The organism is Streptomyces sp. NPDC039424, from assembly GCF_055639495.1.
Genome location: NZ_JBVKAI010000022.1, coordinates 118,920 through 137,460, shown reverse-complemented (window position 1 = coordinate 137,460; position 18,541 = coordinate 118,920). Strand labels below are relative to the sequence as shown.

At 73.5% G+C, this 18,541-nt stretch carries 18 protein-coding genes; 8 read left to right on the top strand and 10 right to left on the bottom strand.

The window, feature by feature from the left end; all coding sequences use genetic code 11:
• Window positions 1-4 precede the first annotated feature (4 nt).
• The gene (locus tag ACZ7L0_RS36925; RefSeq protein WP_471246942.1) at window positions 5-1,138 is read right to left on the bottom strand and encodes a SchA/CurD-like domain-containing protein; all 1,134 of its coding nucleotides are present in this window, start codon (window positions 1,136-1,138) and stop codon (window positions 5-7) included.
• 239 nt (window positions 1,139-1,377) lie between these two features.
• On the opposite strand from ACZ7L0_RS36925, the gene ACZ7L0_RS36920 reads away from it, so the two are divergent.
• Window positions 1,378-2,166, top strand: a complete 789-nt coding sequence (locus ACZ7L0_RS36920) for a DUF4253 domain-containing protein (protein ID WP_471246941.1) — start codon at window positions 1,378-1,380, stop codon at window positions 2,164-2,166.
• Here ACZ7L0_RS36920 and ACZ7L0_RS36915 read toward each other — a convergent pair.
• The 3 genes from ACZ7L0_RS36915 to ACZ7L0_RS36905 are packed head-to-tail and all read right to left on the bottom strand — an operon-like array spanning window position 2,163 to window position 4,224.
• Complete coding sequence (locus tag ACZ7L0_RS36915; RefSeq protein ID WP_471246940.1) at window positions 2,163-3,116, bottom strand: hypothetical protein; 954 nt, start codon at window positions 3,114-3,116, stop codon at window positions 2,163-2,165. The two genes, ACZ7L0_RS36920 and ACZ7L0_RS36915, sit on opposite strands and share 4 nt — an antisense overlap.
• 54 nt (window positions 3,117-3,170) lie before the next feature.
• Window positions 3,171-3,386, bottom strand: coding sequence for a tautomerase family protein (locus ACZ7L0_RS36910; protein ID WP_471246939.1), 216 nt, complete (start codon window positions 3,384-3,386; stop codon window positions 3,171-3,173).
• A 55-nt stretch (window positions 3,387-3,441) separates the two neighbouring features.
• Entirely contained in the window at window positions 3,442-4,224 is a 783-nt protein-coding gene (locus ACZ7L0_RS36905) for an SDR family oxidoreductase (protein ID WP_471246938.1), read from the bottom strand.
• Window positions 4,225-4,413: 189 nt separating this feature from the next.
• Here ACZ7L0_RS36905 and ACZ7L0_RS36900 point away from each other — a divergent pair, with 189 nt between their 5' ends.
• The 5 genes from ACZ7L0_RS36900 to ACZ7L0_RS36880 all read left to right on the top strand — a co-directional run bounded on the left by ACZ7L0_RS36900 (window position 4,414) and on the right by ACZ7L0_RS36880 (window position 10,444).
• Window positions 4,414-5,262, top strand: coding sequence for a helix-turn-helix transcriptional regulator (locus tag ACZ7L0_RS36900; RefSeq protein WP_471246937.1), 849 nt, complete (start codon window positions 4,414-4,416; stop codon window positions 5,260-5,262).
• A gap of 197 nt (window positions 5,263-5,459) precedes the next feature.
• Window positions 5,460-6,251 carry a hypothetical protein gene (locus ACZ7L0_RS36895; RefSeq protein WP_471246936.1) on the top strand — a complete coding sequence of 264 codons (792 nt, stop codon included), beginning with the start codon at window positions 5,460-5,462 and terminating at the stop codon, window positions 6,249-6,251.
• A gap of 125 nt (window positions 6,252-6,376) precedes the next feature.
• Window positions 6,377-8,017, top strand: a complete 1,641-nt coding sequence (gene pgm / locus ACZ7L0_RS36890) for a phosphoglucomutase (alpha-D-glucose-1,6-bisphosphate-dependent) (RefSeq protein ID WP_471246935.1) — start codon at window positions 6,377-6,379, stop codon at window positions 8,015-8,017.
• A gap of 57 nt (window positions 8,018-8,074) precedes the next feature.
• Entirely contained in the window at window positions 8,075-8,503 is a 429-nt protein-coding gene (locus ACZ7L0_RS36885; protein ID WP_471246934.1) for a hypothetical protein, read from the top strand.
• Window positions 8,504-8,782: 279 nt separating this feature from the next.
• Window positions 8,783-10,444, top strand: a complete 1,662-nt coding sequence (locus tag ACZ7L0_RS36880) for an FAD-dependent oxidoreductase (protein ID WP_471246933.1) — start codon at window positions 8,783-8,785, stop codon at window positions 10,442-10,444.
• On the opposite strand, the gene ACZ7L0_RS36875 is transcribed toward ACZ7L0_RS36880, so the two are convergent.
• The 6 genes from ACZ7L0_RS36875 to ACZ7L0_RS36850 all read right to left on the bottom strand — a co-directional run bounded on the left by ACZ7L0_RS36875 (window position 10,441) and on the right by ACZ7L0_RS36850 (window position 15,947).
• Window positions 10,441-11,667 carry a cytochrome P450 family protein gene (locus tag ACZ7L0_RS36875; protein WP_471246932.1) on the bottom strand — a complete coding sequence of 409 codons (1,227 nt, stop codon included), beginning with the start codon at window positions 11,665-11,667 and terminating at the stop codon, window positions 10,441-10,443. The genes ACZ7L0_RS36880 and ACZ7L0_RS36875 overlap by 4 nt on opposite strands.
• 100 nt (window positions 11,668-11,767) lie before the next feature.
• Window positions 11,768-12,976 (bottom strand): cytochrome P450, encoded by a 1,209-nt coding sequence (locus ACZ7L0_RS36870; RefSeq protein ID WP_471246931.1) that lies wholly within the window; start codon window positions 12,974-12,976, stop codon window positions 11,768-11,770.
• Window positions 12,973-13,566, bottom strand: coding sequence for a GTP-binding protein (locus tag ACZ7L0_RS36865; RefSeq protein WP_471246969.1), 594 nt, complete (start codon window positions 13,564-13,566; stop codon window positions 12,973-12,975). The genes ACZ7L0_RS36870 and ACZ7L0_RS36865 overlap by 4 nt, the downstream gene beginning before the upstream one ends.
• Before the next feature lie 13 nt (window positions 13,567-13,579).
• Window positions 13,580-13,927 (bottom strand): DUF742 domain-containing protein, encoded by a 348-nt coding sequence (locus ACZ7L0_RS36860; protein ID WP_471246930.1) that lies wholly within the window; start codon window positions 13,925-13,927, stop codon window positions 13,580-13,582.
• On the bottom strand, window positions 13,924-14,331 hold the full coding sequence (locus ACZ7L0_RS36855) for a roadblock/LC7 domain-containing protein (RefSeq protein ID WP_471246929.1): 408 nt from the start codon (window positions 14,329-14,331) through the stop codon (window positions 13,924-13,926). The genes ACZ7L0_RS36860 and ACZ7L0_RS36855 overlap by 4 nt, the downstream gene beginning before the upstream one ends.
• The gene (locus ACZ7L0_RS36850; RefSeq protein WP_471246928.1) at window positions 14,328-15,947 is read right to left on the bottom strand and encodes a sensor histidine kinase; all 1,620 of its coding nucleotides are present in this window, start codon (window positions 15,945-15,947) and stop codon (window positions 14,328-14,330) included. Before ACZ7L0_RS36850 ends, ACZ7L0_RS36855 begins: the two co-directional genes overlap by 4 nt.
• Before the next feature lie 164 nt (window positions 15,948-16,111).
• On the opposite strand from ACZ7L0_RS36850, the gene ACZ7L0_RS36845 reads away from it, so the two are divergent.
• A complete protein-coding gene (locus tag ACZ7L0_RS36845; RefSeq protein ID WP_471246968.1) occupies window positions 16,112-17,587 on the top strand; it encodes an MFS transporter in 1,476 nt (491 codons plus the stop codon).
• Between the two features lie 105 nt (window positions 17,588-17,692).
• Window positions 17,693-18,526, top strand: coding sequence for a lysozyme (locus ACZ7L0_RS36840; RefSeq protein WP_471246927.1), 834 nt, complete (start codon window positions 17,693-17,695; stop codon window positions 18,524-18,526).
• Window positions 18,527-18,541: the final 15 nt, after the last annotated feature.

The following is an 18,541-nucleotide window of genomic DNA, read 5'->3' as shown; positions in this document are numbered from 1 at the left end:
CGGCTCATGCCTCCGGCGACCTGCGGTCGGTGATGAGATCCATCCGGGCGGACTCCAGCAGGCGTGCCGGGTCGCCGCTCTTGGCGCCGGCGTCGAGGAGCGTGGTCAGCTCGGCCGCCTGCGCGGGGTCGGGCAGGCCGAGGGCGAGGACGGGGTCGGCCGCCTCCAGGGAGCCCCGCATGTCGATCAGCCGCACCACGACGTCGTCGCGCTGGAAGACCGTGCTGCGCAGGATCGGGCTGCGCGAGTCCTTGGCCGCCACCGCGTCCTGCTGGGCGAGCACCTCGGCCAGCCGCATGCCGAGACCCTCCCGTGCCGGGTAGTACAGGGCGTGCCGCTTCGCCTCAGGGATCTCCTGGGCCTGCGTCACGTGGTGGACGGCGGGCAGCGCCGCGCGGGTGAAGAAGACACGGGCGGACTCGGGGCTGTCGAGGTCCCGGTCGTGCTCCAGATGGGGGTTGATGGCCTCCTCGACGGCCCGCACCTCGGGCTGCCGGGCGACGTGGCGCAGCGCCGTGAGCAGGTCACCGCGCACCTCGATGGCCCGTACGACCCGGTTGCCGTGCATGAACAGCGAGGTGCGGCACAGCCGGGTGGTGTCGTCCACCTGCGGCTCGGGCGAGGCGTAGTCGGCGAGGATCTTCGCGACGGCCTCCTCGCTGCCCGGCTTGACGGTGAAGGTGAGCGCGTGGCGGACCACGCCGTCACCGATGCGCGGGGACGACTGGAGCCGGCGCTTGCCCGCCGTCGGCTCCGCCGGTCCGCCGGTCTCGCGGACGATGTGGAACCGCAGCGACCTGGTGTCCCGTACACAGCTGTGCAGCGGCTCCACCATCCGCACGTGCTCCTCGCTGTTCACCCAGGACAGGAACGGCGGGGCGCTCTCCCACTCACTGGTGATGAGCCATTGGGAGGGGTTCTCGATCGACTGGCACAGCTGGTCGCTGACGTGCCCGGGAACGGACGCGACCTGGTTGCAGAGTTGCTCGTACGCCTCCAGGAACTGCTGCTGGGCTCCGTCGTAGACGTCCACCAGCAGGACGACCCGGAGCCGGGAGCCGTCGAACACGGACTGGGAGACATGGTGCGACACCTGTCGCGCCGACAGTTCTGAAACACGTTCAGACGTGGTGGTCATCCTGCGCACATCTCCTTCATGGCCCCCTGAGCCTTCTGCCGGGGGACGGGCGGCGGGCGGAACGGACAGCGACCGCCGCGTCGCGGGGGGAAGCACGCCGGTCGCATGGGCACGATCTTGCGCCGTACCGTGCGACACCACGAACGCAGTGGGGTAAGTGGGTGAAGGCCGGGCCAAACGGGGGAGCGGACGGCCCGGACCCGCTGTCGGACCCGGCCGCTACGTTGGCCGTTGTGACGATGACGATCTCCGAAGTGGAACGGCTGTGCGCCGGGGAGGACCTCCCGCTGCCCGCACTGCGCGAGGCCGCGAACGCGACCGACGGCTCACCGGTGTACGCCGGTGAGGTCGACGGCGTCGAGGCCTTCCGGCTGTGGAGCGGACTGCGGGCGCTGCACGACCGCACCGGCTGGTGGCCCGTACTGGCCGGAAAGCCCGAGTTCCTGGACAACGTGTTCATCGGGCTGACGCCGGAGTTCGCGGCTCAGGACCGGGGCGGACCGCCGGACGGACACGAGCTGCTCGCCCGCTGGGCCCGCGACGCCGAGAAGCACCTGCGCGACCCGGCCGAGTGGACCCCGGCCGGCGCGGACCCCTTCGAGGTGCCGGTCCGGCATCTGGCCGGGCATGTGGCGGCCGAGATCGACGTCGACCTCGTCGGCGGCACCCACATATCGGCCGTCCGCCAGGACCGTACCGTGGTGTGCCTGGTACGGGCGCCCCACGGCCATGAGGTGCCCGCCCTGCTCAACTGGCTGGGCGCCTGCAACTACGGCATGTCGGGCACCGACCACCGGGCAGTGCTGCGCCATTTCCACGAACGGTACGGCGCGGAACTCGTCACCCTGGAGGACCAGGTCCTCGAAGTCCTGGTCACCAGACGGCCCCGCACACCGGAAGGCGTCGCCCGAGCCGCGCTGGAGCACTACGCCTACTGCTCCGACATCGTCGACCAGGGCGTCGGCAGCGTGGAGGCACTGGCCGCGTCGCAACTACGGTGCGGGAGCTGGTACTTCTGGTGGGACTAGGCGCCGTTGGCCCCTTCCTCGCTCGTGGCGAGCCGGTCGGCCCGTTCGGTGGCCTCGTGTGCTGCCTGTTCGGCCTGTGCCAGCGCTTCGGTGGTGGTCTCGTGGCGCTCCTGGGCCCGCTGCTGTTCGCGTTCGGTCCGGCGGAGCGTCTCGCGGGCCTGGTCGAGTCGCCGTTCGGCGGCGGAGACCTGCTCCAGGGCCTCGGCGTGGCGGTCGCGGGCCTGCTCCAGCCGTGCCTCGGCCTCCGTGCGCTCGGCGCGCTTCTCCCGTAGCCGCTGCTCGGCCCGGTCGGCCGCCTGCCGGGCCCGGGCGAGCTGCCGCTCGCGCCGCTCCTTTCGCCGCCCGGCGAGTTCGTCCTCCGCCGTGCGCGGCGCCGGGGCCGGCACCGGTTTCGGCGGTACGTCGGGCGGCCGGGCGGTGCCGAAGTCCGACGGCGGGGTGAGCGCGCCGTCCAGGCGGCCGGCGGCCCACTGCTCGGCCGCGTCGGGGTCGGCGAGGACCGCGCGCAGGGTGGACTCGACGTCCTGCCGCACCGCGTCCGACAGCCCGTGCCCGGCGTCCCGGGTGAGCTGGGCCGCCTGCCGGGACAGGGCGGTGACGATCTGCCGGCGTTGCGCGGACAGCTCCTTGAGCCCGGCGGCGTCCAGCGTGCGGTACGCCTCGCGCAGTGCCTGCCCCAGTTCCAGGAACTGCCGGCTCTCCTCGGGACGGGAACGCAGCAGCAGGTTCGCGGCCCAGGCGGCGAGCGTCGGGCGGCGGGCGGCGTGGATCCGGCGGGCGTCCTCGCCCCGGCCGTCCGCCTTGGCCGCGCCAGCCAGTTCCTCACGGCGGGTGACGAACTCGGCCGGGGGTGTGGTGTAGAGCTCGTCCAGCACCGACTCCACCGCGTCCGCGTCCGTGCCCCTGTCCCCGCCCGCGTCCCGGCCGGGCCGCCGCCTGCTGTGCCGCATGCCCTCCAGACTCCGCCGGGCCGGGCCGCCGCGCACCTCCAGCCGGGCAGGGCCTCAGTGGCCGGGCGACTGCTGGAGCATGGCGAGGGTCAGGACGTCGCCCCCGATGCCCCAGCCACCGTCGGCCACCTCCTCGACGAGGACCAGGGTGGCGGCGCGGGCGCGTTCGCCGTAGATGTCGACGTACAGCTCGGTGACGCGGGTGACGATCTCCGCCTTCTGCTTCTCGTCGAGGCTTCCGGCGGGAACCTTGAAGTTCGCGAACGGCATGGTGGTTCTCCCTCAGAGTGACCGGGTGAGTGAGTGGGTGAGTGAGTGGGGGCCGTCAGACGACGCCGCCGTTGGCGCGGAGCACCTGGCCGTTGACCCAGTGACCGGCCGGCGAGGCGAGGAAGGCGACCACGTCGGCGATGTCGGCCGGGGTGCCGAGGCGCTCCAGCGGAGCCTGGGCGGCCATCCGGGCCACGGTCTCCTCGTCCTTGCCGTCGAGGAACAGGTCGGTGGCCGTGGGGCCCGGGGCGACGGCGTTGACGGTGACGTCCCGGCCGCGCAGCTCCCGCGCGAGGATCAGCGTGAGCGCCTCGACCGCGCCCTTGCTGGCGCTGTAGGCCCCGTACGTCGGGAGGGCCAGACCCACCACGGAGGTGGAGAAGGTGATCAGCGCTCCGCCGGGCCGGAGCGTCCGGGCGGCCTGCCGGGCGATCACGAAGGTGCCGCGGACGTTGGTGCGGTGCAGGGCGTCCAGTTCCGCCAGGTCCAGTTGGGCCACCGGGGCCAGATACATGCGCCCGGCCGCGTGGACGACCACGTCGACCCCGCCGAACTCCGACTCCGCGGTGGCGAACAGCGCGGCGACCTGCTCCTCGTCGGCGACGTCGGCCCGCACGGCGACCGCCCGGCCACCGGCCGCGCCGACCTCCTTGACGGCGGCCTCGGCGAGATCGCGGTTGCCCGCGTAGCCGACCACCACGGCGTATCCGTCGGCGGCCAGCCGGTTCACCGTCGCCCGGCCGATGCCGCGCGAGCCGCCGGTGACGACGGCGACGCGGGGCCGGCCGGTGCCCTCGCCCGAGGTGGTGGCGCCGGTGGTCGGTTCCTGGGTGGACATGGGGACTCCTGTGGAGGTCGCGGACGGGACGCCGACCGGGGGAGCGGTGGCGGCGGGCGCCGCGGCGAACCCGCGGTGCCCTGCTTGTGTCTCCAGCCTGGTCCGGTCCGTCCGCGTCAGCCATGGCTCTCCCCACCCTGGGGTTCTCAACCCCTGGCTCGGGGAAGCGGCACGCGGCACCATGGCGGGGTGAATCACTCGGAGCTCGCCGCCTACCTGAAGTCCCGGCGTGACCGGATCCGCCCGGCCGACGTCGGACTGCCCGCCGGTCCCCGGCGCAGGGTGCCCGGGCTGCGGCGCGAGGAGGTCGCCCAGCTGGCCGGGCTGTCCGCCGACTACTACACCGAGCTGGAACGCGGCCGTGGCGCCCAGCCCTCCCCCCAGGTGCTGGCCGCCCTCGCCCGCGCGCTCCGGCTGAACGGCGACGAACGCGACCACCTCTTCCACCTCGCCGACCGCCCGCTGCCCCCGGCGGCCCACGGCCCGGCCGCCCACGTCCAGCCCGCCCTGCTCGGGCTGCTCGACCGGCTCACCACCACCCCCGCCCAGGTCATCACCGACCTGCACGAGACCCTCGTACAAAACCCCCTGGCCGTGGCGCTCCTCGGCCCGCCCCCGGCGGTCACCGGGCCCGCGGCCAGCTTCGTCCACCGCTGGTTCACCGACCCCGGCGCGCGTGCGGTCTACCCGGTCGAGGACCACCCCCACCACTCCCGGGTGTTCGTCGCCGACCTGCAGGCCGTCGCCGCCCGGCGTGCCAAGGACCCCGAGGTGGCCCGGATGGTGGCCGCGCTGCGCCGGCGCAGCGAGGAGTTCACGACCCTCTGGGAGACCCGCGACGTCGCCCTGCGCCGCACCGACCACAAGCGCATCGTCCACCCCGCGCTGGGCGTCATCGAGCTGGACTGCCACTGCCTGTTCAGCGAGGACGGCCGCCAGCGCCTGCTGTGGTTCACCGCCCCGCCCGGCACCGAGGGCGCCGCCCAGCTGGAACTGCTCTCGGTCATCGGAACCCAGGACCTGAGCAGGACCTCTTAGTCTCTGCCGGCAAACCAGTCTGTGAGGCAGCTGTTCGCTCACTTTTTCGATGACGTGGGGGCGGGGCGTCGACCAGCGCCCCGCCCGACGAGGGGAACGACGTGCACAACGGGGGCGTGGACGTGGCGGTGCGGAGCGGGCCCGACGGAGGGCCGCGGTCCGGGGCGGGCGGGGAGGGGGATGGACAGCCGCGTTCCGTGGCCCGGCGGATCGTGTCGTACGCGGGCCGTACGCTCCGGGACGAATGGCAGGGCATCATCGCCGATCCCTTACGGCAGTTGTGGCGTCGCGGCCCGGCCGGGCTGTCCCTGGCGTTCGTGGCCACGCTCGGCGTGATCCTCTTCCACGATCTGGCGCAACAGCCGGGCGGCAAGCGGCTTGTGTGGCAGCTGGGCGGCGTCAAGGCGGACCTGCCGCTGTGGCTGTCGCTGCTGCGTACGCCGATCTCGCTGTACGTGCCGGCCCTCGACCTCCCGGTGTGGGCGGGGATCACCCAGCTGTTCCTCGCCTTCGCCCTCGCCGAACTCGCGCTCGGGCGGGTCAGGACGCTGGTCATCGCCTATGCGACCACGCTGGCCGGCACCCTCGGCGCGCGCGTGATGATCGCGATCGGCCCCGGCTGGTGGGGCCTCGGCCTGCCCCCCGAGTGCGGGCAGGTGCTCGACACCGGACCGTCGGCGGCGGTGGTCGGCCTGTTCACCTACATCTCGGTGGTCCGGCGTGCACCCGTGGTGTTCGCCCTCACCGGCGGATCCATGGTGTGGGAGTCCATCGCCGTACCCAACCTCGCGGGCCGCGAGCACCTGATCGCGGTGGGCGCGGCGATCGTGCTGGGGCTCCTCCACCCGGGCGAGCGGAGCCCACTGCGGAACCGTTCCCTCAGCCGGGCCGTGAAGACGCGCCCGGCGCCGGAACCGCGCCGGCACCCAGCTACGGCCGGAGGGCGGCACTTCCGGCAGGGGCATGCCCGCCACGGTGCCGGCGAGTAGACGGCTCCAGGCCCGCCCCGCCCCGGCGGGGCGCCGCAGGTGGTGTGCACTCGCGTACCGGTGCCCGGAAGGGGAAAGATGAGATGCCGAGCGAAACTTCACGACCGAAGCGGAGGAACGCACTCATGCCGCACGAGCGAGCGGGCAGGCCGGCCGGGCCCGAGGATCTTGTCGACGTGGCCCGGCTGGTCACCGCGTACTACGCGCTGCACCCCGACCCGTCCGATCCGGGGCAGCGGGTGGCGTTCGGTACGTCCGGACACCGCGGGTCCTCGCTGGCGAGCGCGTTCAACGAGGACCACATCGCCGCCACCAGCCAGGCCATCTGCGAGTACCGCGACAGCCAGGGCACCGACGGCCCCCTGTTCCTGGGGGCCGACACCCACGCGCTGTCGGAGCCCGCGAAGGTGACCGCGCTGGAGGTGTTCGCCGCCAACGACGTGACGGTGCTCATCGACAGCGCGGACGGCTACACGCCCACCCCGGCGGTCTCGCACGCCATCCTCACCCACAACCGGGGCCGTACCTCCGGCCTCGCCGACGGCGTCGTGGTCACCCCCTCGCACAACCCGCCCGCCGACGGCGGATTCAAGTACAACCCGCCGAGCGGCGGCCCGGCCGCCTCCGACGCGACCTCCTGGATCCAGGACCGGGCCAACCAGATCATCGCGGGCGGCCTGAAGGACGTACGACGCGTCTCCTACGCCAAGGCGCTCGCCGCGGCCACGACCAGCCGGTACGACTTCCTGGGCAGGTACGTCACCGACCTGCCGAGCGTCCTGGACCTGGACGCGATCCGGGAGGCCGGTGTGCGCATCGGCGCCGACCCGCTGGGCGGGGCGTCGGTCGCCTACTGGGGCCGGATCGCCGAACAGCACGGGCTCGACCTGACGGTGGTCAACCCGCACACCGACCCCACCTGGCGGTTCATGACCCTGGACTGGGACGGCCAGATCCGCATGGACTGCTCCTCGCCCTACGCGATGGCCTCGCTCATCGAGCAGCGCGACCGCTTCCACATCGCCACGGGCAACGACGCGGACGCCGACCGGCACGGCATCGTCACCCCGGACGCGGGCCTGATGAACCCCAACCACTACCTCGCGGTCGCCATCGGCTACCTCTACGAGCACCGTGAGCGGTGGCCGGCCGGGACAGGGATCGGCAAGACGCTGGTGTCCTCCGGGATGATCGACCGGGTCGCCGCCGACCTGGGCCGGGAACTGGTCGAGGTGCCGGTCGGGTTCAAGTGGTTCGTGGACGGACTGCTCGGCGGCACGCTCGGCTTCGGCGGCGAGGAGTCGGCCGGTGCGTCGTTCCTGCGCCGGGACGGCTCGGTGTGGACGACGGACAAGGACGGCATCATCCTGGCCCTCCTGGCGTCCGAGATCACCGCCGTCACCGGCAGGACGCCCTCGGAGCACTACGCCGAACTCACCGGCCGCTTCGGTGAACCGGCCTACGCCCGCATCGACGCCCCGGCGTCCCGCGAGGAGAAGGCCCTGCTGGCGAAGCTCTCGCCGGCCCAGGTCACCGCCGAGACCCTGGCCGGGGAACCGGTCACCGCCGTGCTCACCGAGGCCCCCGGCAACGGCGCAGCGATCGGCGGCATCAAGGTGACCACCGAGCACGCCTGGTTCGCGGCCCGCCCCTCGGGCACGGAGGACGTCTACAAGGTGTACGCCGAGTCGTTCCTCGGGCCCGAGCATCTCGCCCGGGTGCAGGAGGAGGCGAAGTCGGTGGTGCTGGCGGCTCTCGGCGGCTGAGGCACTTCGGGCGGGCCGGGCCTGTTTGGCGGGAGCCTGACAGGCAAGGCGGAGTCCATGAGTGAATCGAACAGCGAGACGAAGCGAGAGCCCGACTCCCAGCAGACGACGGCGGCCAAGGCCCGGCGGACCGCCGCCGACGCGACCGCTCCGGCCTCGCGGGGCGCCAAGAAGGCCGCCGCGAAGACGGATGACGCCGCGTCAGCGGCCAAGACCGGCGCCGAGCACGCGGCGGACACGGCGACCGGGGCCGTGCACACCGGCGCCGAGAAGCTGGAGGCCGGCCGCCGTGTGGTCATCGCGGCGTCCGGCCAGGTGGCGGCCACGGCGAAGACGGCCTGGACGGTGATCGCCCAGCGCAAGCTCGTCGCCGCCGGGGTGGGCACCGGCCTGACCGTCCTGAGCGCCGCGTCGTACGCGATCGGCCGCCGTGCGGGACAGCGCCCGCAGGGCCCCCTCACCCGCCTCACCGGCGGGCGGATCTGACGCCCCGGGGGTGGCCGCGGCCACCCCCGGCGGAACCGCACATGCCCGACGGCATGACGTCCACGGCAATGGGGCGGGCGGCGGCGGGGAGCGACGCCCGCTTTCTCGCGGCTCCCGCCACCCCGGCGCGTTTCAAACCATCAACCGACCGGATCGGACGCCCTCCGCCCGGGTGAACAAGCCCGAGCCCGCCTCCGCCTCACGGGGCATGCATGAGAGTCCCGGCCTTGACCCGCCGATTCCGGTGGACGGGTGGGCACGACGCGCTGGAGGCGAGTGATGAAGGAAAGAGCCGATTCTGCCGACCGCGGCACCCTCCGGGTACCGGTCCTGATCGTCGGCGGTTCCCTGGTCGGCCTGTCGACCTCGGTGTTCCTGGGCCGGCTGGGTGTGCGGCACACCCTGGTGGAGCGCCATGCCGGCACGTCCATCCATCCCCGTGGACGCGGCAACAACGTACGGACGATGGAACTGTTCCGGGTGGCCGGCGTCGAGACCGGGATCCGGCAGGCCGCGGCCACGCTGGCCGGCAACCACGGCATCCTGCAGACGCCCACCCTGGTCGGCGACGCGGGGGAGTGGCTGTTCAAGGAGATCGACCCGGGCGGCGGACTGGCCCGCTTCAGCCCCAGCTCCTGGTGCCTGTGCAGCCAGAACGACCTGGAGCCGGTCCTGCTGGACCACGCCGTCGGCCTCGGCGGCGATCTGCGGTACCACACCGAACTGCTGTCGTTCGACGCCGACGCCACCGGAGTCACGGCGGTGGTCAAGAGCCGTGAGACCGGCGAGCACACCACCATCCGCGCGGACTACCTCGTGGCCGCCGACGGCCCCCGCAGCCCGGTCCGCGAACAGCTCGGCATCGGCCAGAGCGGCCCCGGCGACCTGTTCCACAACATCAGCATGACCTTCCGCTCCCGCCGCCTCGCCGAGGTCGTGGGCGAGCGCCGCTTCATCGTCTGCTACCTGACCAGTCCGGACGCCGACGGCGCGCTGCTGCCCGTGGACAACCGGGAGAACTGGGTCTTCCACGCGCCCTGGCACCCCGAACACGGCGAGACCCTGGAGGAGTTCACCGACGAGCGGTGCGTGGAGCACATCCGCCGCGCGGTCGGGGACATGGACATCGACGTGGAGATCACCGGCCGGGCGCCCTGGCACGCCGCGCAGCGCGTCGCCCGCAGCTACCAGTCGGGACGTGTCTTCCTGGCCGGCGACTCGGCGCACGAGATGTCCCCCACCGGGGCGTTCGGCTCCAACACCGGTATCCAGGACGCGCACAACCTCGCGTGGAAGCTGGCCGCCGTGCTCGGCGGCTGGGCGGGGGAGGGGCTGCTGGACACCTACGACGCCGAGCGGCGCCCGGTGGCGGAGGCGACCAGCGCCCGCGCCGCCAACCGCTCGGTCGAGCACAGCCACCCGGGCTTCGCCCCGGCACCCGGCATGGGCGGCGGCGGCCCCCAGCGCGGCATCCTCAACGTGGCCCTCGGCTACCGCTATCCGCAGGGTGCCGTCGTGGACGCCGACCCCGCCACCCCGGTCGTCCCGGAGGGCCTGCGGCTGGCCGGCGACCCGGGCAGCCGGTCCCCCCACCTGTGGGTACGGCACCGCGGAGAGCGCGTCTCCACCCTCGACCTCTACGAACGCGACCTGGTCCTGCTCAGCGGCGCCGACGGGCCGGGCGGCTGGCACGAGGCGGCCACCCGCCTCGCCGAGCGGATGTCCCTCCCGCTGACCTCGTACCGCGTGGGCACCGGAGCGGACGCGGAGCTGGCGCCCGAGGACGACGCGGACTGGGCGGAGCGCCACGGCACGGCCCCCGGGGGCGCGGTCCTCGTCCGCCCCGACGGCTTCGTGGCCTGGCGCGCGCCGGGCCCGGTGCAGGACCCCGCGGCCACTCTGCGCGAGGTCCTGACCACCGTTCTGGCCCGGGACAACTAACCCTTCAGCCGCACCGGCAGCTCGAACAGGTCGTTCTGCGTCACCACCGGCTTGTTGCGCAGCTCCGACGCGGGGACCGCCAGGTCGAGCCGGGGGAAGCGGGCGTACAGGGCGGGCAGCGCCACCCCGGCCTCCAGGCGGGACAGGGCCGCGCCCGGGCAGACGTGCGGACCGTGGCCGAAGGAGATGTGACGGTTCTGGGACGCGCGGGTGATGTCGAAGTCGCCCGCGCTCGGACCGTGCGCCTTCTCGTCCCGGCCTATCGCGCCGTACGACACGATCAGCGCGTCGCCGGCCGGGATCACCTTGTCGCCGACCGGCACGTCCTCGGTCGCGAAGCGGATCAGGACGTGCGAGGTCGGCGTGGAGAAACGCAGCGTCTCCTCGACCACCGCCGACCAGTCCGCCTCCCCGGACAGCACGAGCGCGCGCTGGCCGGGGTGGGCGGAGAGGTTGACCACGGCGTTGACGATCAGGGAGATGGTGGTCTCGTGGCCCGCGGCGACCATCAGCTGGAGGGTGGAGACGATCTCCTCGTCGGTGAGCCGGTCACCGTCCTCGGAGGCCAGGATCAGGGCGCTGGTCAGGTCGTCGCCCGGCGCGGCGCGCTTGGCGGCGACGGTCTCGGCCATGATCCCGGCCAGCTCCGTCAGGGTCGCGATCACCTCCGCCGGCGGCGTCTGCGTCGAGAAGAACTTCTCGAACAGCACCTTCAGCCGGGGCAGCCGGGCCTCGTCGAGGCCCATCAGGTCGGCGACGACGTACATGGGCAGCGGGTAGGCGAAGGCCGCCTTGAGGTCGACGACCTCGTCATCCGCGGGAAGCCGGTCGAGCAGCTCCTGTGTGAGCTTGGTGATCCGCTCCCGCATCTGCTCCACCCGGCGCGGGGTGAGCGCCTGCGCGACCAGTGTGCGCATCCGGCGGTGGTCGGCCCCGTCCACGGTGAGCATGGAACGGCCGGGGTTCGCCAGGCCGATCAGCGGCCAGTCCGCGGGGATCTCACCGCGCTGCCAGGCGCCCCAGACGTTGATGTCCTTCACCAGACGCGGATCGGTGAGCAGCGCCTTCGCCTCGGCGTGATGGGTGACGGCCCAGACGGGGACCCCGCCCGGCAGTTCGACGGCGGCGAGCGGACCGGCAGCACGCAGCCGTGCGCTCTCGCCGTCCAGGTCGGTGACGAAGGGGTCGAGGGCGATCCGGGTGGTCTCGGTACCGGTCGTCATCGTGGCGTGCCTCCCAGGGCAGGGGTAGGGGTACTGCGCCGGTCCGGGGACGGCCCCCGGACCGCCGGCCGGCAGGCGGGTCGGCCGGGGCGACGCGGGATCACAGAGCGGGTACGGGAGTGAACCGGACGGGCAGCTGGGTCAGTCCCCTCAGCCAGGGCGAGGGCCGACGGGTGAGGGACTCGGCGGGCACCGACAGGTCGATGTCGGGCAGCCGGTCCAGTACGACCTCGATGCCGGTCCGCGCGATCACCTCGGCCACCTCCTGCGCCGGGAACGGGCAGCGGTGCTCACCGTGGCCGAAGGAGAAGTGCGCGTTGTTGCCGCCGGTCAGCGCGGAGCCGTCGGTGCGGACCTGCGGATCGGAGTTGGCGCCCTGCAGACCGAGCAGCAGCAGGTCGCCGGCGCGGATGCGACGGCCGCCCAGGTGGGTGTCGCGGGAGGCCCAGCGGCCGGCGACGTTCTGGGTGGGCGTGTCCTCCCACAGCACCTCGTTCATGGCCTCGCCGACGCTGTTGCGGCCGCCGAAGAGGGAGGCGGCGAAGCGCTCGTCGGTGAGCATCAGCCGCAGCGAGTTGCCGATCCAGTCGGCGGTGGGCTGGTGCCCGGCCGCCATCATCACCATCAGGTCCTGGGCGATCTCCTCGTCGCTGAAGCCGCTGTCGTCGGCGAGCATCCGGGAGACGACGTCGTCGGCGGGCGCCGCCCGGCGGTCGGCGAGCAGCTGCGCCATGGAGGTGGCCAGATGGGTCTGGCCCGCGATGGCCCGCTCCCGCCCGTCGATCATGTCGTTCAGGGCGGTGACGAGGCCCGGCCCCTCCTCGTCGGAGAAGCCGTAGAGCCTGGCGAGGACCCGCACCGGCAGCATCATCGCGTACTGCGTGACGAGGTCGGCCTCGCCCACGGTGCAGACGGCGTCGACGAGCTCGTCGGCGAACCGCTCGGCGTGCCCGCGCAGCGCGATGGGGTCCACCGCCTCCAGGGCGTCGCTGATCATCCCGGCGCGCTGACGGTGGCGCTCCCCGACGGTGTACAGGATCGAGGGCTGCTTGCGTCCGATCATCGGCAGCAGCGGCCAGTCCGCGGGGATGCCGTCCCACTGGTTCCACAGCTCGGAGTCGCGGCTGAACAGCACCGGGTCGCCGGTCACCTGGTGCAGCTCGCGGTAGCCGAGCACCAGCCAGGCGGGCACGTCACCGTCGAGCAGCACCGGCGCGACGGCGCCGTGCTCGCGCCGCATCTCCCGGTACAGACGGGCGGGCTCGGTCTGGAACCGGGGGCCGCTGAGGGGGACGGCGTCGGGGGTCACACGAACTCCTGTCGGGGCAGGGCCGCCGGGGCCGGCCGGCCGGCGTACTGGTGCTGGATGTGCTGGACCAGCGTGATGAGCACCTGCTTGCTCGACTCGCGGGAGCGGGCGTCGCAGTCCACCAGCGGCACCCGAGGGTCGAGGTCGAGGGCCTCGCGGACGTCCTGAGGCGGGTGCGCGGGGCCGCCGAAGTCGTTGCAGGCCACGACGAACGGTGTGCCGTGGTGCTCGAGCCGGTCGATGGCGTACCAGGAGTCGTCGATCCGGCGGGTGTCGACGAGCACGACGGCGCCGAGCGTGCCGGAGAACAGCCGGTCCCACAGGAACCAGAACCGTTCCTGTCCGGGCGCGCCGAACAGGTACAGCACATTGCGCGCGTCGAGCGAGATCCGGCCGAAGTCGAAGGCGACGGTGGTGGCGCTCTTGCCGCGCACCTGGCTGATGTCGTCGACGGCCTCGCCCGCCCGCGTCATCGTCTCCTCGGTGTTGAGGGGACGTATCTCGCTCACCGAGCGGACCAGCGTGGTCTTGCCGACGCCGAAGCCGCCCACGACCACGATCTTCAGACCGTTGTCGGCCGACGCGTCCAGCGGGGCGCGCGCGTCAGAGGTTACGGAGTGCAACGAGCACCTGCTCCAGGATGTCGGGGTCGGCGACGGCCGCCCTGCGGGGGTGGCGGGCGCTGACACGGCCCGCCGCCAGCAGGTCGCACAGCAGGACCTTGGTGATGCTCACGGGCAGCCCCAGCTCGGCGGCGATCTCCACCACGGAGGTGGGGAACTCGGCCAGGCGCAGGATCGCCGCGTGCTCGGACTGCATCCCGGGGGCGGGCGACGACTCGGCGACGACGAGCGTGACCAGGTCGAAGGGGCTGTCGGGAGCGGACCGGCTGCGCCCGCCGGTGATGGTGTACAGGCGGTCGGGAGCGTCGTCCCGGCCGGGGCGGCTCATGAGCTGCGCGGCTGAGCGGTCAGATGCTCGCCGAGCTGCTCCACCAGTTCGCTCATGTTGTGCCCGACCAGCCCGGGGTCCGCGTCCTCGGTGGTGACCACGGCCAGGTGGGCGCCCTCGCCGGCCTCGACGATGAACAGCACGCCCCCGTAGAACTCGGTCATCGCCGAGCGCACGCCTCCGCTGCCGTCGCCGAACTCCACGGACGCCCCGTGCGACAGCGACTGGATGCCGGCCGCGATGGCCGCGAGCTGGTCGGCCTGGTCCACGGTCAGTTCCGGGGTGCGGCACAGCTTCAGCCCGTCCCGGGAGAGCACGAGCGCGTGCCGCGCACCCGGGGTGCGCTCCAGGAGGCCCTCGATGAGCCAGGTGAGCTTCTCGTCGACGGTGGTCCTGCCGGTCATGGAGTGGTGTCGCCTTCCGGGTGGGCGTGCGGGTGGGAGGGGGTGTCGAAGGAGTGCTCGGCCTCTTCGGGCGGACCGGCGGCGTCGTCGCGCCGGCCCAGCCGGTGCGCGTCCGTGCTCTCCGGTTCCGGACGGCCGGTGCCGGGCGTCCGGACGGCCTGGCGGAAGCTGCTGAAGCGCGCGGCGCGGACCTTGGCGTCGTCTGCGGCGGGCGTACGCGGCTCGGCGGCCGGGGGAGTGGCGCCCGGCTCGGCGGGCCGGGGCACCGGCCTCGCCCGCTCGGCGGCGGCGAGCGTACGGCCCCGGCGCCGCTTGGGCAGGGTCGTCGACCGGTCGTCCGCGTCACCGTCGGCGGGCTCGTGCGCCGGGTCGGCGCCCCTCCCGGGCACCGCGGCGGACGGGACCGGGGTGTCCGGCTCGGCGGGGCGAGGTGGCGCGGCGACAGGGGCAGGCGATTCGGCGGCCGTCGGGGACTCGGCGGCGTACGGGCTGGTGAGGATCTCCTGCGGGATGAGTACCAGCACGCCGGTGCCGCCGCGTGCGGAGGGGCGGAAGGACACCTTCAGGCCGTGCTTGCGGGCCAGCCGGCCGACCACGGCCAGCCCGAGCCGGGTGCCGGTCAGACCGCCCAGCTCGGAGCTGTCACCGCCCACCGCCCGTTCGGCGCGGCGCAGCTGGACGTCGCCCATCACCAGTCCGCTGTCCTCCACGGACACGATGACGCCGGCCGGCACCTCCTCGACGTACACATGGACCTCGGCCGTCGGGGGCGAGAAGTTGGCGGCGTTGTCGAGCAGCTCGGCCAGCGCGTGCATCACGCCCTCGGCCGCGTGTCCGGCCACGGCCAGATCGCTGACCGAGTGCACCCGCACCCGGCGGTAGCCGCCGATCCGGCCCATCGCGCCGCGCAGGATCGACTCCATCCCGATGGGCCGCGCCCAGCGGCGACCGGTGCGCGCACCGGTCAGTACGGCGATGGAGTCGGCGAGCCGGCCGGCCTGGGCGGTGCGGTGGTCGAGGTGGAGGAGGTCGGCGAGGACGTCCTCGTCGGTGTGGCGGTCCTCCATCGCGCGCAGGTCGGCGAGGATGGCGGTGGCCAGGGCCTGCATGCGGCCGGCCGCGCTGGACGTCGCGGCGATGGCCGCGGCGCGCTCCCGGGTGGCGCGCTCCAGCTCCGCGCCGAGGCGGGCGTTCTCCCGGTCCAGGTCGTCCAGCAGCTGCGCCGCGTCCGCCTCGAACCGCGTCCGCTCCTGGTCGAACGACTCGACCAACTCCGCCCGCTGCTCGGCCAGTTCGTCGATCAGGCGCTGCTGCTCCTGCCGGGACTCCTCGGTCGCCCGGGCCTGCTGCTGCAGGAGCCGGCCGAGGTCCTGGGTCACCGTCTCCAGCCTGCGCCGGGCACCGCGCGCGCTCTGCACGGCGTGCGCCGCCGTCGCCACGGCCGCGCACAGCACCAGCGCCGCCGCGCTCGCCCCCCAGGCGAGCGGGGTGCGGACCGACGACGGCGCCCGGCCGACCGCCGCGACGACGAGCGCGGACAGGACGCCGGTCACCGCGAGGGCGGGGGCGAGCGTACGGAGGGTGGGGCGGTCGCCGGGGGGCGTGGGCGCGGTCATCGGCGGGGTCCAGATGTGAGTGAGTGGTGACGCTTGGTGCGTAACTGGCGGTCACTATACGAGAGTTCTTGATCGGATCGGAAAGGTTTCGGACTCATGGCATGAATCAGACGGGTACTCGGCCAAGTGCCGTGACGACGGGGAACAGGAGCGGACCGGTGGAGCTGGGCACACGGGCGGACGGCGGGGGCGACCCCCGCCGCTGGAAGGCGCTGGCGGTCACGCTGGTGGCCGGGTTCATGAGCCTGCTCGACGTGACGATCGTCGCGGTCGCGCTGCCGTCCATGCAGCGGGAGCTGCACGCGAGCGCACCCGCCATCCAGTGGGTGGTCTCCGGCTACGCCCTGGCCTTCGCCCTGGTACTGGTGACCGCCGGACGGATCGGGGACACGATCGGCCGGCGCCGGGTCTTCCTGCTGGCGCTCGGCGCGTTCGTCGGGTGCAGCGCCGCGGCGGGCGCGGCCCCCACGATCACCCTGCTCGTCGCGGCCCGGCTGGCGCAGGGAGTCGCCGCGGGCTGTCTCGCCCCGCAGAACTCCGCCCTCATCCAGCAGATGTTCCGCGGAGCCGAGCGCGGACGCGCCTTCGGCCTCTTCGGGGCGACCGTGGGCATCTCCAGCGCCGTCGGCCCCGTCGTGGGCGGGCTGATCCTCAAGCTGGCCGACGGCCCCGAGGGGTGGCGCTGGATCTTCTACGTGAACGTACCGGTCGGCGCCCTGGCGCTGCTCCTAGGCTTCCGGCTGCTGCCCAAGGGGACCCCGGGCCGACGGGAGCGGCTCGACCTGGGCGGCGTGCTGCTCCTGGGCTGCGGGGTGCTGGGCCTGATGCTTCCCCTGGTGCTGGCGGAGTCCGGCGGGGTACGGCGGCTGTGGTGGCTGTTCCTCCTCGGCCTCGTCTTCCTCGCCGCGTTCGCCGGGTGGGAACGGCGGGTCGCCGCCCGGGACGGCCGGCCGCTGCTCGATCCCCGGCTGGTGACCGAGGCGCGCGGATACGCCGTCGGCGCCGCCATCGCCGCGCTGTACTTCGTCGGCTTCAGCGGGGTGTGGCTGGTATTCGCCCTGTTCTTCCAGGACGGCCTGGGCTACTCGCCCCTGCGGTCCGGGCTCGCGGTGACGCCGTTCGCGATCGGCTCCGCCGTGGCCGCGGCGGTCGCCGGCCGCCTGGTGGAACGGCTCGGCAGACTGCTGACCGTGTGCGGACTGGCCGCCGTGGCCCTCGGCCTCGGCGCGACCGCGCTGATCCTGCGCCTCGCGCCCGGCGCCGGCGCGATGTGGTTGACCCTGCCCGCCCTGCTCCTCGGCGGCCTGGGCAGCGGGTGCGTGATCTCCCCCAACGTGACGATGACGCTGCGCGACGTACCGGTACGGATGGCCGGAGCCGCCGGCGGCGCGCTCCAGACGGGCCAGCGACTGGGCGGGGCCGTCGGTACGGCCGCACTGCCCGGGCTGTTCTACGTCGTCCTCGGCGCCCCTCCGCACGGCTACCGCGCCGCCGTCGCCCTGGCCGTCGGCTCCGGCGTCGTGCCCGTACTGTGCGCCCTGGGCCTGGCGGTCCACGACTGGCTGCGCGACCGCCGGCTCGCCTCGCGGCCCTGCCCGCCCGAGGTGTCGCACAGTCACACGCATGCCGGTCAGGGCTGAAGGCGGCCCGAGCACGGCGAGTTGTCACCCGGACGGAGCCTTCTGTCCTCTATGGGCCCTCACCGGACGCCCCTTGACATGCGACGGCGGGTGAGGGCGGGTCAGATGGTGAGCGTGCGATCCATAGCCCTTCACCCCGTCCGTGCCCGCCTGCTCGCGACCGGTGCCCCGGCCGCCGCCCTGGCACTGCTCCTCTCCCTGTTCGCCGTCCCCTCGTCCGCCGAGGACACCCCGGCCCGCGGCTCCGCCCACATGGGCATGGGGGTCATCGCCCACGACGGCTGGAGCCCCGGGTCGCCCGACTCGCGGGCCGGCCAGACCGAAGGCGTCGACGTCTCCAGCTACCAGGGCGACGTCGCCTGGTCGACCCTGTGGAACAGCGGCGTCAAGTGGGCCTACACCAAGGCCAGCGAGGGCACCTACTACACCAACCCCTCCTTCTCCGCGCAGTACGGCGGCGCGCGTGCCGCCGGCATGATCCGCGGCGCGTACCACTTCGCCACCCCCGACACCAGCGGCGGCGCCGCCCAGGCCGACTACTTCGTCGACCACGGCGGCGGCTGGAGCGGTGACGGGGCCACGCTGCCCGGCGCGCTCGACATCGAGTGGAACCCCTACGGCGACGACTGCTACGGCAAGACGCCGAGCGCGATGGTCAGCTGGCTCCGCGACTTCCTCGACCGGTACAGGTCCCGCACCGGCCGCGACGCGGTCATCTACACCTCCACCAGCTGGTGGAACAGCTGCACGGGCGGCCACACCGGTTTCGGCAGGACCAACCCGCTGTGGGTCGCCCGGTACGCGTCGGCGGTCGGCGCGCTGCCGGCCGGCTGGTCGGCGTACACCATGTGGCAGTACACCTCGTCCGGGCCGACGGTGGGCGACCACGACAGGTTCAACGGTTCGGTCGACGAGCTCCGCCGGCTGGCCACCGGCTGACATGGCATCATGCAC